This window comes from Ruminococcus sp. 8Y-12 (assembly GCF_058119865.1).
In genome coordinates this window covers 23,734-35,912 of record NZ_CM176623.1, presented here as the reverse complement: position 1 = coordinate 35,912, position 12,179 = coordinate 23,734, and the positions used below count along the sequence as shown (strand labels likewise).

12 protein-coding genes are annotated in these 12,179 nt (G+C 48.9%); 8 read left to right on the top strand and 4 right to left on the bottom strand.

Annotated elements, in window-relative coordinates; translation table 11 throughout:
- Positions 1-125: 125 nt before the first annotated feature.
- Positions 126-647 carry a peptidylprolyl isomerase gene (locus AC0THY_RS00110; RefSeq protein WP_489992443.1) on the bottom strand — a complete coding sequence of 174 codons (522 nt, stop codon included), beginning with the start codon at positions 645-647 and terminating at the stop codon, positions 126-128.
- Between the two features lie 337 nt (positions 648-984).
- On the opposite strand from AC0THY_RS00110, the gene AC0THY_RS00105 reads away from it, so the two are divergent.
- The 8 genes from AC0THY_RS00105 to malQ all read left to right on the top strand — a co-directional run bounded on the left by AC0THY_RS00105 (position 985) and on the right by malQ (position 9,463).
- Positions 985-1,827: a GNAT family N-acetyltransferase gene (locus tag AC0THY_RS00105; protein ID WP_489992442.1), complete on the top strand. Its 843-nt coding sequence runs from the start codon at positions 985-987 to the stop codon at positions 1,825-1,827.
- A gap of 91 nt (positions 1,828-1,918) precedes the next feature.
- Positions 1,919-2,710, top strand: a complete 792-nt coding sequence (locus AC0THY_RS00100) for a ParA family protein (protein WP_489992441.1) — start codon at positions 1,919-1,921, stop codon at positions 2,708-2,710.
- Positions 2,697-3,215, top strand: a complete 519-nt coding sequence (locus tag AC0THY_RS00095; RefSeq protein ID WP_489992440.1) for a hypothetical protein — start codon at positions 2,697-2,699, stop codon at positions 3,213-3,215. The genes AC0THY_RS00100 and AC0THY_RS00095 overlap by 14 nt, the downstream gene beginning before the upstream one ends.
- 175 nt (positions 3,216-3,390) lie before the next feature.
- Positions 3,391-4,539, top strand: a complete 1,149-nt coding sequence (locus tag AC0THY_RS00090; RefSeq protein ID WP_489992439.1) for a 1-propanol dehydrogenase PduQ — start codon at positions 3,391-3,393, stop codon at positions 4,537-4,539.
- A gap of 232 nt (positions 4,540-4,771) precedes the next feature.
- Entirely contained in the window at positions 4,772-6,208 is a 1,437-nt protein-coding gene (locus tag AC0THY_RS00085; protein ID WP_489992438.1) for an extracellular solute-binding protein, read from the top strand.
- 68 nt (positions 6,209-6,276) lie between these two features.
- Positions 6,277-7,119, top strand: coding sequence for a carbohydrate ABC transporter permease (locus tag AC0THY_RS00080; protein ID WP_489992437.1), 843 nt, complete (start codon positions 6,277-6,279; stop codon positions 7,117-7,119).
- Positions 7,119-7,958 carry a carbohydrate ABC transporter permease gene (locus tag AC0THY_RS00075; RefSeq protein ID WP_489992436.1) on the top strand — a complete coding sequence of 280 codons (840 nt, stop codon included), beginning with the start codon at positions 7,119-7,121 and terminating at the stop codon, positions 7,956-7,958. Before AC0THY_RS00080 ends, AC0THY_RS00075 begins: the two co-directional genes overlap by 1 nt.
- Before the next feature lie 17 nt (positions 7,959-7,975).
- Positions 7,976-9,463 (top strand): 4-alpha-glucanotransferase, encoded by a 1,488-nt coding sequence (gene malQ, locus AC0THY_RS00070; RefSeq protein WP_489992435.1) that lies wholly within the window; start codon positions 7,976-7,978, stop codon positions 9,461-9,463.
- 82 nt (positions 9,464-9,545) lie between these two features.
- Here the strand turns inward: malQ and AC0THY_RS00065 are convergent, their stop codons facing one another.
- The 3 genes from AC0THY_RS00065 to AC0THY_RS00055 are packed head-to-tail and all read right to left on the bottom strand — an operon-like array spanning position 9,546 to position 12,008.
- The gene (locus AC0THY_RS00065) at positions 9,546-11,276 is read right to left on the bottom strand and encodes an N-acetylmuramoyl-L-alanine amidase (protein WP_489992434.1); all 1,731 of its coding nucleotides are present in this window, start codon (positions 11,274-11,276) and stop codon (positions 9,546-9,548) included.
- On the bottom strand, positions 11,273-11,650 hold the full coding sequence (locus AC0THY_RS00060) for a phage holin (protein ID WP_489992433.1): 378 nt from the start codon (positions 11,648-11,650) through the stop codon (positions 11,273-11,275). Before AC0THY_RS00060 ends, AC0THY_RS00065 begins: the two co-directional genes overlap by 4 nt.
- Before the next feature lie 4 nt (positions 11,651-11,654).
- A complete protein-coding gene (locus AC0THY_RS00055; protein ID WP_489992432.1) occupies positions 11,655-12,008 on the bottom strand; it encodes a hypothetical protein in 354 nt (117 codons plus the stop codon).
- Positions 12,009-12,179: the final 171 nt, after the last annotated feature.

Here is a 12,179-nt window from a genome sequence, read left to right as displayed (position 1 = left end):
GAAATTCTGTAAGCAGACAGGAAACAACAGCGGAAGTGTTGGATCGTACGAAACTTGCGGCGGAAAACACAGAAAAAACAAAACCCGCAGATTTCAGCGAATCTGCGGGCAATTGTGTTAAAATATTAACATTTCTCCGGCTCCGGATAATCTACTCCAAAGGTCTCCACAGTCATAGAAGTAATCTTCTGTGGATCTAAGGGGCGGTCACTGTAGTCGGTATCCACCTCTGCAATTTTATTTACTATATCCATGCCCTCAATCACTTTGCCGAAGGCAGCATAGGAACCATCCAGGTGAGGCGCGGCTTTGTGCATGATAAAGAACTGGGAACCTGCGGAATCCGGATGCATTGCTCTTGCCATAGAGAGAACACCGGGATCATGCTTAAACTGATTGGTAAATCCATTCTGGCTAAATTCGCCTTTGATGCTGTAGCCGGGGCCGCCCATGCCGTTTCCGTCTGGACAGCCGCCCTGGATCATGAAGCCATTAATGACTCTGTGAAAAATCAGGCCGTCATAGAAGCCCTTTTTGACCAGGCTGATAAAATTGTTGACACTGTTTGGGGCAATGGAGGGGTAGAGCTCCGCCTTCATGACATCGCCGTTTTCCATAGTAATCGTTACAATTGGATTTTGTGACATGTGTTTTCTTCCTTTCTTGATTTGCCGTAATCAGCGGACCTCTGGTGTCCGCGGTAATCTATATTATAATATGACGGAAGGGATGTGGCAAGAGTATTATCTGGTAAGCAGAAAAATGCATTTATTTTGGTAACAGTTCAGCCCAGCTGCCCTGTTGCTGAATAAATCCATTAAAATCGCTTGCGGCGATGGGATTTGCTTGTCAAAGGCTGTAAATAAAGAGTATAATCATTGTAGCAATATGGGAGTTAAAGAAATAAAAAAGTGACCTCCAATAACAGCGGGTATTATATATAGAGATGTGGTAATGATAATTTAATAAGGGAATGGAAAGAGTATGAAAACAATTTTAATGGATATCCGGGGAATATACCGGGAAGATGAGTGGATAGATCTAAAGAGAAATCTGGAGAAAAACGGAGTCGGAATCATTTATAATACAGAAGATTTAAGCTCGGAAAAGGAGCTTTTGATTATAACAGACTGTCAGGATACAGTCAGTGAGGCGAAGAAATATGGGATTGCCTGCGTGGGGTATGAAAGACCGGGCAGGCAGGAACGGATTTACGGGACAGATATGGTGATTCAGGGATTTGGTGAGCTGGAATACATGTTTTTCTATCTGGTATACCAGCGGCACCACAGGCTTCCCTGGGATATCGCCAGCACAGGCAGACTTCTGATCCGGGAGACAACCATGGAGGATTTTGACGCCATGTATGAACTGTACCAGGACCCGGATATCACGAGATTTATGCCGGGCATGGATGAGGATAAGGAGGAGGAGCGCCGCCAGATGGAACTGTACATCCACAATATGTATGCCTTCTACGGATACGGACTCTGGTCTATCATTGAAAAAAAGACGGGCAGGCTGATCGGCAGGGCGGGGCTTGAAAATGGGCATCTGAAAGGACGCAATGTCATTGAACTGGGCTATATGCTGGGAACACCTTATCAGGGAAAGGGCTTTGCCTACGAGGCTGTGCGGGCTATTATCTCCTACGCTTTTGAGGTGGTGGGAGTGAAGAAGCTTTATGTACTCATCAGCCGGAACAATCTGCGGTCACTGCGCCTGGTGCGCAAGCTGGGCTTTCGGGAACAGGAATGTGAGGCGGGAGATATCTGCACTTTTTGTCTGGCTCAGGGAGAAGAAAAGTTACTGTTTACTCAGGTCTGAGCATTTACTGCACAGAGGGTGAGAATTTTTTGTTGAAATGGCCACAAAAACCTCGTATAATCATACTATAAACGGAAAAACGAGGTGCTACATGAAAAAGACAAAGGTGATCTGTTTTGCGAATAACAAAGGGGGAAGCGGCAAGTCCACCACCTGTTCCAATGTAGGCTGTGCTATGGCCCTGCAGGGAAAGAGGGTTCTGCTTATTGATACGGATATGCAGATGAATCTGTCGCTCTCCCTTTTTTCGGAGGAAGAGGTTTTGGAGTTTGCCACCAGTGAGCGCAATCTATATCATGCGGTTAAGGGGCAGAAGGAGCTTGGCAGCTATATTGTGCCTACTGCCTACGAAAACCTGGATCTCATTCCCTCATCCACCTTGATGAGCTCCATAGAATACGAGCTTTTCACCAAATGGCAGCGGGAATACATCTTGAAAAAGTGCCTGGCAGAAGTGCGGGCATCCGGCGTATATGACTATATTTTGATTGACGCGCCGCCCACCCTGGGGGGCTGGGTGATGAATATCCTGTGCGCCTCAGACGGGGTGATCATTCCCGTGGAGGCCAGCCCGTGGGGACTTTTCGGTCTGGCAAATATGTTTGATTTTCTCAATGAGGTGAAACAGATAGCTCCGGAGTTGAAAATTCTGGGTGTGGTGATTACAAAGGTGGATACAAGAAAGAATTATTTCAAACAGACATTGGAGTCGCTTCAGGAGATGGAGGGAATCCATCTCTTTGAGTCTTATATTCGTGTGGACAGCTCTGTGGAGTGGTCCCAGGACAGCAGCGCTCCAGTTGTGGCATACAAAAAGAGCAGCCGGAGCGCCAAAGAATATATGGCACTGGCAGAGGAGGTAATGAAGCTTGGCAGTAGGTAAGAGCAGTATCATGAGAGCAGCCAGCGCCGGAAGTAAAGTGAAGCAGAGCGTGCTGACGCCGGATCAGGAAGTGATGAAACAGGTACAGTTTATGACAGAGCCGGAAAAAGGAGTGGAAGACAAGATGGAAAAAGAGATCAAAGTTGAAGCAGCAGAAGTAGTCACAGAAGAAGAGACCACTGTGGAGAAGAAAGAGGCAGCTTTGGCAGAGCCCAAACCTAAGACTGCAAGAGCCAGAAAGCCAAAGGCAGCAGCTGAGACGAAAGAGGAGAGGACAGAGACCGCAGCAGCTAAGAAACCGGCTGCTAAGACTACAGCTAAAAAAGCACCTGCAAAGAAGGCAGTCTCCCCAAAGCCTGCTGCCAAGTCCGCCGGAAAGAAGACAACTGCTCCCAAGGCATCCACAGCTAAGAAGTCTGTAGACAAGGACGAAAAAGAGGAGAAAGCACAGAATGCTAAGCGGAATATTGCTGTTAAAGAGGAACTGCCGATTTACCTGCTGTAATGCCTACCTTCTAGGTAGCTGTTCTGCAGTCAGTACTTTTGGGAAATAGTTAGCTATTTGTTATGGTTCTGTGGGTTTATGTTGATTTTTGCGAAAAGACATTGCGAATCCCAAGCAATTATGGTATAGTTATATCCAAAGACAAACCATTGGATAAGGGGAAAGGATAGGCGGTATGAACAGTTTTGATATCAGAACCAAAATTTATTTCGGTGACAACGCACTGGACCGGCTGGAAGAGATTCCATACAAGAAAATCATGATCATTACAGATCCCTTTGTAGTTCAGAGTGGAATGATTGAGATGGTCACAAAGAGGCTGGACAAGGGGAGCAAGCAGTACTCTATCTATAAAGATGTAGTGCCCGATCCTCCGGTGGACAAGGTGGTTGGGGGAATCAAAGCCCTTCTGGATTATCAGCCGGAGGCCATTGTAGCAGTGGGAGGCGGCTCTGCCATCGACAGTGCAAAGGCTATGCGTGAGTTTGCGGGGAAAGTGGGCAACCTTACAGGAGTAGCTCTGATCGCAATCCCAACCACCAGCGGAACTGGTTCAGAGGTGACTTCCTTCTCTGTAATTTCAGACCCTATTGAGCAGGTGAAATATCCTCTGGTATCTGACAATCTGCTGCCCACAGAGGCTATTCTGGACGCAGAGCTGACAGCCAGCGTACCGCCTGCTATCACAGCGGATACGGGAATGGATGTATTTACCCACGCTCTGGAGGCGTATGTTAGTACAAACAATCAGGAATTTTCCGCCGCGCTGTCTGAGAAGGCCATTGAGATCTGCGGCAGCTTTTTGCTGAGAGCGTATCTGGACGGCAACGACAGGCATGCCAGAAAGAAGATGCATGTGGCCTCCTGTTTGGCAGGGCTGGCGTTCAACTCCGCGTCGCTGGGAATCAATCACAGCATGGCCCATCAGCTGGGAGCCAGATTTCACATTCCCCATGGCAGGGCAAATGCCATGCTGCTGCCATACATAATCGAGTACAACAGCTATATCAATAAGCACAGCAGAAGCCGCAAGGATTATCCAAAGCAGGTTGAAAAGTACTGTACAATTGCCAGGATACTGGGTCTGCAGAACTTTAACACCATTACAACCGTGCGCGCGCTGGTTGCATGGGTACAGTTTATGTTAAAAGAGATGGATATCCCTCTCAGCATTTCTCAGACTGGAAAGTGCACCAGGGAGGCGTACTTTAAGGCAATTCCTGATATGGCAGACGCTGCACTTGCAGATGCCTGTACACCGACGAACCCAAGGGTACCGACAAAGGATGACATCATGGAAATTTATGAGAGACTTTGGGCTTAAACAGAATAAACGATGTAAACAGAGACCTCCGGCAGAACGCTGGGGGTCATTTTATTGCAGCGGTAATTTTTTCATTTGCTGATTCTTTCGGAACCAAACATTTGTATTGGCAGTAATGGGAAAATTGGGCATAAAAACTATAAAACCTTCAAATACTAGAAGTGCGTGATCCATATATGCGTTTTGAACAGGGATGGACTGACAATCATTTTTGAGAAAGAAGGTTGAGACAATGAAAAAGTTTAGAAGAATTGCAGCGTTGGGTTTGTCCGCGGCAATGATGGCATCTGTGCTGGCCGGCTGCGGCACGAATAATAAGAATCAGGAAACGAGTCCGGCAACAGAAACCACACAGGAGTCTGCAGGCCAGGAGAGCAGCAACACTCAGAACACCGAAACAACAGGAGAGACATCCGGTACTGCATCCGCTAACGGTGGAAAAGTATATTATCTGAATTTTAAGCCCGAACAGGCGGAGCAGTGGGAGGAACTTGCGGCTGCTTATACGGATGAGACAGGGGTGAAGGTCAGTGTGGTGACAGCCGCATCAGGAACCTATGAGTCCACTTTGAAGTCTGAGATGGCAAAATCAGAGGTACCGACGCTGTTTCAGGTAAACGGACCCGTGGGGCTGGCCTCTTGGAAAGATTATTGCTATGATTTGAAAGACAGTGAGATTTATAAAAATTTAAAGAGCGATGATTTTGCTCTGATTGATGAGAACGGGGCAGTGGACGGCGTGGCCTATGTGATTGAGACCTACGGCATCATTTACAATAAAGAACTTCTGGATGAGTATTGCCAGACAGAGGGTGCGGTGATTCAGTCTGCGGACGAGATCACAAGCTTTGAGACTTTAAAGGCAGTTGCGGAGGATATACAGTCCAAAAAGGATGAACTGGACATTGAGGGCGCATTTACTTCTGCGGGCATGGATTCCTCCAGTGACTGGAGATTTAAGACTCATCTGGCAAATCTTCCGGTTTACTATGAATACAAAGATGAAGGGATAGACTCCACAGAGGCAATCAAAGGAACCTATCTGGACAATTACAAACAGATCTTTGACCTGTATATCAACAATGCCACCTGTGATCCCAGCCTGCTTTCCAGCAAGACAGGGGAGGATGCGGCCTCAGAGTTTGCTCTGGGAGAAGCAGTCTTTTACCAGAACGGCACCTGGGCTTATACAGATATCCAGGGAAATGAGGTGGATGATGAGGACATCGGAATACTTCCCATCTATATTGGCGTAGAGGGTGAGGAGAACCAGGGACTCTGCACAGGAAGCGAGAACTATTGGTGTGTGAACAAAAATGCATCCAAGGCGGATATACAGGCAACTCTGGATTTCTTAAATTGGGTCATCACCAGCGACACCGGAAAGGAAGCGCTGTCTCAGAAAATGAACTTTGTGACACCCTTTAAAACCATCAGTGATGAGGAGCTGCCGGACAATCCTCTTTTGAAGGCAGCCAATAAGTATATTGATGAGGGAAAAACCTCTGTGGGATGGTACTTTACCACCATGCCCTCTGAAGAGTGGAAAAATGGTGTGGGCAGCGCCCTCCTGGAGTACGCCCAAGGGACAGGAGACTGGGACGCGGTCAGAAGCGCCTTTGTGGACGGCTGGGCATCTGAGTATCAGCAGACCAACGGACAGCAGTAATTGAATGAATAAAAGAGGGGCAGAGAGCTGTTTCTGCCCTCTTTTTTAGAGAAGGAGAGGAGGAAGCAATGCACAAATCCATGGCAAGATATTTTCCGGTTTTTGTGCTCCCCACACTGATTGCGTTTACGATCGGATTCATAGCCCCGTTTGCAATGGGAATCTATCTGTCTTTCTGTAAGTTTACGACAGTCACGGATGCAAAATTAATCGGATTTTCCAATTACACAAAAATATTTACCGATGCCTCATTTAATCATGCACTCTGGTATACAGCGCTCTTTACGGTGGTGTCTGTCATCCTGATCAATGTGCTGGCCTTCGGGGTGGCGCTTCTGCTCACCCGGAAAATCAGGGGGACAAATGTATTTCGAACTGTATTTTTTATGCCTAATCTGATTGGAGGAATCATTCTGGGATACATCTGGCAGCTGCTGCTAAACGGCATTTTGCTCCAGTTTGGCAGGACCCTGACTTACTCCTCCACATACGGTTTTTGGGGGCTGGTGATTCTGCTCTGCTGGCAGCAGGTGGGTTATATGATGATTATCTATATAGCCGGCATTCAGAATATTCCCGGGGAGCTGGTGGAGGCGGCGCGCATTGACGGGGCAGGAACGGGTCAGATCCTGAAAAATGTGACCATTCCCATGGTTATGCCCTCAGTGACCATCTGTACATTTCTGACCCTCACCAATTCCTTCAAGCTCTTTGACCAGAACCTGGCCCTGACCAACGGGGAACCCTCCAAGATGTCAGAGCTGCTGGCCCTGAATATTTACAATACTTTTTACGGCAGACCGGGGTATGAGGGCGTGGGGCAGGCAAAGGCGGTTGTATTTTTCCTTCTGGTGGCTGTGATCGCCATTGCCCAGATCAGGATTACCAGAAGAAAGGAGGTACAGCAGTGATGAGCGCAGCAAGACCAAAGTACGGCAGTCTTCTGACAGCCGTATTCACCCTAATCTCCCTTGCCTATGTTTTCCCAATTGTTCTTGTGGTACTGAATTCATTTAAGAAAAAAGCCTATATCAGCAAGAGGCCTTTTTCCATTCCCTCCGGGAAGATGAACGCCGGGATGGAAAACTATGTAAGGGGTATTGCCAAAACCGGATTTTTTGAGGCGTTCGGATGGACCCTGTTCATCACTGTGGGATCTGTGCTGGTAATCCTGCTGTGCACCTCCATGTGTGCCTGGTACATCAGCCGGGTCAGAAATGCTTTGACAGCGGCAATATACTATGCCTGCCTGTTTTCCATGATTGTGCCCTTCCAGATGGTGATGTTTACGCTTTCCAAGCTGGCGAACATTTTACACTTGAATAATCCATGGGGATTGATTATAGTATACCTAGGGTTTGGAGCCGGGCTGGCAGTGTTTATGTTCTGCGGCTTTGTCAAGTCCATACCGCTGGAGATCGAGGAGGCGGCTATGATCGACGGGTGCAATCCACTGCAGACATATTTCAGGGTAGTGCTTCCGATTATGAAGCCTACCTGTATCACTGTGGCGATTCTGCAGGCGATGTGGATTTGGAACGACTATCTTTTACCCTACCTGGTGCTGGATATCAAGAAATACAAGACGATTTCTATCGCGGTCCAGTATTTGAGGGGAGGGTACGGCTCCATTGACATGGGGGCCATGATGGGCGTGCTGGTATTGGCAATCATCCCAATTATTTTGTTTTATCTGGTCTGCCAGAGATACATCATAGAAGGTGTGGTGGCAGGAGCAGTGAAAGGTTAAGTATTGGAGGAAAAGTTATGAGAGCGAGTGGAATACTTCTGCCCATCGCCAGCCTCCCGTCAAAGTACGGGATCGGCGCTTTTTCAAAGAGCGCTTATGAGTTTGTGGATGCACTCAGGGCTGCGGGTCAGCGCTATTGGCAGATTTTGCCTTTGGGTCCCACCGGTTATGGGGATTCGCCGTATCAGTCCTTTTCAACTTTTGCGGGAAATCCCTATTTTATTGATTTGGATGCCCTGGTAAAAGAGGGATGGCTGCAGGAGTGGGAATGCCGGGAGTGTGATTTTGGAGACAATCCCAGGTATGTAAATTACGAAAAGATTTACAAAAGCCGTTTTCAGATATTGAAAATGGCTTTTGAGAGAAGCAGAATAGAGGAGCGGGAGGACTACCGCCGCTTTTTGCAGGAGAATCGGGAGTGGCTGGAGGACTACTGCCTGTATATGGCAGTGAAGAATCACTTCCAGGGTGTGAGCTGGAATAAGTGGGATGAGGATATCCGCAGCCGGAGACCGGAGGCCATGGAGCGCTATGCCGGGGAGCTTGGCGAGGAGATAAAGTTCTATTCCTTCTTGCAGTACGAGTTTGACCGTCAGTGGCGGAAACTGAAAGGCTATGCCAATGACAAGGGAATACAGATCATTGGGGATATTCCCATCTATGTGGCCTTTGACAGCGCGGATACCTGGGCCAGTCCGGAGCTTTTTCAGTTCAATGAGAACAGGGAGCCCACCGCAGTGGCCGGGTGCCCGCCGGATGGATTTTCCGCAACGGGGCAGCTCTGGGGCAATCCCCTCTACGACTGGGAGTATCACAGGAATACAGGGTTTGCGTGGTGGATCAAGAGAATTGCCCACTCCTTTAAATGGTATGACGTTGTGAGAGTGGACCACTTTCGCGGATTTGACGAATACTATGCGATCCCCTATGGGCATACCACAGCTCAGTACGGCACCTGGAGGCAGGGGCCTGGAATTGAACTGTTTGAAGCACTCAAGGCAGAGCTTGGAGAGCTGAATATCATTGCGGAGGATTTAGGCTTTCTGACACCCAGCGTTCTGGAGCTGGTGAGAAGGACCGGATACCCGGGAATGAAGGTGCTGGAGTTTGCCTTTGACTCCAGGGAGGAGAGTGACTATCTTCCCCATAATTACCATCACAACTGTGTGGTATACACCGGGACCCACGACAATCAGACCCTTCAGGGCTGGTACCGGGAACTCTCGCCTCACGACCGCCAGTTTGCCAGGGACTACCTGGACCTGGAGGGAAAGCGGGAGGAGGAGATTCACTGGTCCTTTATCCGCGCCGCCTTGTCCAGTGTGGCCGACACAGCCATCATTCCCATGCAGGACTATCTGGGGCTGGGAGCAGAGGCAAGGGTAAATACACCCTCAACCCTGGGGAATAACTGGCAGTGGAGGCTGTTGGAAGGTGAGATCAAGGGGAATCTGACGGAAAAGATTTGGAAGATGACGAAGTGGTATGGGAGAGTGTGCTTCTGATTTTACTTTCAGTTTGAAACCAGCTCCATGAGGGGGCTGTATAATCTGGTACAGGTCACAGATTGAATAAGGCGGCGTGGATTCACTGTCTGGTGACACATCCCAAATCAACCGCGATCCAACCATTGGATTTCGTCTGGTAGGACTTTAAAAGACCCCAGGTGTGTCCGCCGGATGTCTCCTCGCGGACAATGGTGAAGGTTCCCGCGCCGGTATATCCGGATGCGGGATACTGGGTGCCCGGACCTGTGCGGATGTAGAGCACATCTGAAGTGACTTTTACTGTATAAGGGACGTTCAGTCCCTTTTTTTCTACCCTTTTTACCCTGGGGCGTCCCTTTACATTGGCTGCAATCCAGCCATTTTTAATGCGCATCCAGATATTTCCATCCAGTTTTCCGCTCTCCAGTGCAGTGATCACAGTTCCCTTCTTCAACTTGCATTTTCCGTCGGAACACTTCAGGCTTTTCTTTTTCGCTGATTCAGAGAGGGCGCGAAAGGGGACGTATCCGCCGCCGGGGGAGGTGCGGATGTAGTTGTCTGTTGTGAGGCGGTATTTTTGACCGCTGGGGTAGTCTTTCAGGGAAGAAGCATACCCGGAATCAGAGGCGGCATTACCCGATACTCCGGGATCAATCCTGATCTCGGAGTACTCGTTGGCAGCCAGAGCTTTCAGGGCATCGCCGTACTGTGCGGACTTTGTCCAGCGCCCCGCATCGGAACTGCCGTAGGCCCGGTAAGCGATGGAGAGGATTTCCTCTTCCGAAGATTGGTCCCTGCAGCCCTCAAATTTCCTGGCTCCGGCGAGAGCGCCGCTTCGGATGCTCATGGAAAAGGCGGTTCCCTTCACTGCGGGAGAGTGCCTGTCCAGGTGGAGTGCGTAGAGGTTCTGAAGATATTTTTTGATTTCCAGGTAATAGTTCTGATATGCAAAGGTATCCTGCAGGGCTTCAAACTCTGTGGGATATTTGTCGCAATAGCTGAGCCAGAGTGAGGCAAGGGGTGCGTTGGATACCAGCTCAGGACTGCCGGGGCCGCAGCCGATATATTTTTGAAACCCGGCGTAATGTCCGGGAAAGCGGTCTATGCAAAACTGCATAAAGGGAACCAGGGCGTATCGGCAGTCAAACTGGTACTTGCCCTGGGCATGGCCGCTGTCCCCGTTGACGCAGCGAAATCCGGCAGAACCGGACTCACGCTTTGTCCAGCCAAGCCAGATGCGGTCTGAGCCAGGAGCCTCATTGAGCTGTGCTGCAACATCCCTGCGAAATCCGTCCATGGAGAGACCAAAGCGGTTCCAGATGTGGGTGGGGTCCACATGGGAGGAGCTGACGCCCTTTAATCTGCCTTCATTGTGGGAGGAGATCAGGTAGAGTCCATTGGATAATTTAGCCAGCGGATTCCATTCTCTGCGCCTGCAGATGGAGGCACAGAGCTGTACGCAGGTGTCATAGGATCTTTGGATGTCGGCCTTAAACTTGTCAGCATCCAGCACCACATAGCTGGCCCCGCTGGTATACCGTATGGAGGAGGATTCCATCATTTCAATGGTGATCAGATTGTTGTTGCCAAATCCTGCATCTGCCCAGGAGCGGCAGTCTTCCGGCAGTATTTGATAGACCAGGCCTTCCGCCCTGGCATCGCAGAGGTAGTGCACGCAGCAGTCAATGCCAGGCTGGTTCCAGTAGGAAATCAGGGAAGCGGCGTCATTTTGCCCGGTGCCTATGGAGTGGATTTGGATGCCAATGGGGGAGATGGATTTGCCGGATTTGTAGCAGTCGTTTTGGGTGAGGTGATTTTTGAGAATTTTCATTTTGGGGAGGCTCCTTTCTTGGAGGAATCGGGGGTTTTTGAGAGTGCATTTTCAGAGTGTGTTTTCAGAAAAAAGGCTACTTCTTCTTTTGTGATCTTTCCGTCCCGAAGCGCATACAGAATTTCATCTCCAATCTGGGCCAGTTCTGTGACGGAATTGTTTTTCCAGGCCGGGTATACGACAGCGATAATTCCCAGAATCGTATTGACGGCATTTGTAATATCTCCCTCCTCAAATTTAAGGATGGGGATGCCTGCCAGGCGGAGTATCTGGTTCGCAAAGAGCAGCAGGACCATGATGATGCTGACCCATGTGTGGGGTTTGATTCCTGTGATATGGATTTGATTGAAAAATTGCTTTGTCTTATTGATCATTTTTTCACTTCCTCTCTACTAGTTCCCAGGTGTAGGATTCGGGCATGACAATATCGTGGACAAAAGAGTTGTTTCCTCCAGCCTCCTCATACTCCTCTATAAGCCCGTCAAATGCTTCCTTTTCCATTTCGTTCCACTGCTTAATGGAATGGTAGTAGCGGTAGGATTGTCCAAGCCGCTCTTTGAGTTCGGCTTGGACACGTTTGTTAGTCTTGCGCTGGGATTCATCCAGCTTTTGATTGATTTGCTCAATAGCAGTCACCAGTTTCTTTTGGATGATCAGGGACTGCTCTCTGTCTTGTGCTCTGTTTTTGGAAAATTCCTCCTGCTGTTTCTCCAGATCATAAACTTTTTCCATGGTTTCCTCCAGGAGTTCCTGTTGTCTTCGGCTGCGGTGTCTCCACTTTGTCTCCAGGCCTAACCAGCTGCAAAATTCTTCAACGATCTTTTTTGCAGCCAACAGTCCGGCCAAAATGGTTAAACAAGCCAAGAATACAGTTGCGTAATCAATTTTTGTGAGCGCTATTAA

What these genes read in the sequence shown, in the direction of transcription:
- AC0THY_RS00075 (WP_489992436.1), top strand. Translation starts at nt 7,119, where the DNA reads ATGAGCGCAGCAAGACCAAAGTACGGCAGTCTTCTGACAGCCGTATTC.
- AC0THY_RS00105 (WP_489992442.1), top strand. Translation starts at nt 985, where the DNA reads ATGAAAACAATTTTAATGGATATCCGGGGAATATACCGGGAAGATGAG.
- AC0THY_RS00060 (WP_489992433.1), bottom strand. Translation starts at nt 11,650, where the DNA reads ATGATCAATAAGACAAAGCAATTTTTCAATCAAATCCATATCACAGGA.
- AC0THY_RS00065 (WP_489992434.1), bottom strand. Translation starts at nt 11,276, where the DNA reads ATGAAAATTCTCAAAAATCACCTCACCCAAAACGACTGCTACAAATCC.
- AC0THY_RS00055 (WP_489992432.1), bottom strand. Translation starts at nt 12,008, where the DNA reads ATGGAAAAAGTTTATGATCTGGAGAAACAGCAGGAGGAATTTTCCAAA.
- AC0THY_RS00090 (WP_489992439.1), top strand. Translation starts at nt 3,391, where the DNA reads ATGAACAGTTTTGATATCAGAACCAAAATTTATTTCGGTGACAACGCA.
- AC0THY_RS00110 (WP_489992443.1), bottom strand. Translation starts at nt 647, where the DNA reads ATGTCACAAAATCCAATTGTAACGATTACTATGGAAAACGGCGATGTC.
- AC0THY_RS00085 (WP_489992438.1), top strand. Translation starts at nt 4,772, where the DNA reads ATGAAAAAGTTTAGAAGAATTGCAGCGTTGGGTTTGTCCGCGGCAATG.
- AC0THY_RS00100 (WP_489992441.1), top strand. Translation starts at nt 1,919, where the DNA reads ATGAAAAAGACAAAGGTGATCTGTTTTGCGAATAACAAAGGGGGAAGC.
- malQ (WP_489992435.1), top strand. Translation starts at nt 7,976, where the DNA reads ATGAGAGCGAGTGGAATACTTCTGCCCATCGCCAGCCTCCCGTCAAAG.
- AC0THY_RS00080 (WP_489992437.1), top strand. Translation starts at nt 6,277, where the DNA reads ATGCACAAATCCATGGCAAGATATTTTCCGGTTTTTGTGCTCCCCACA.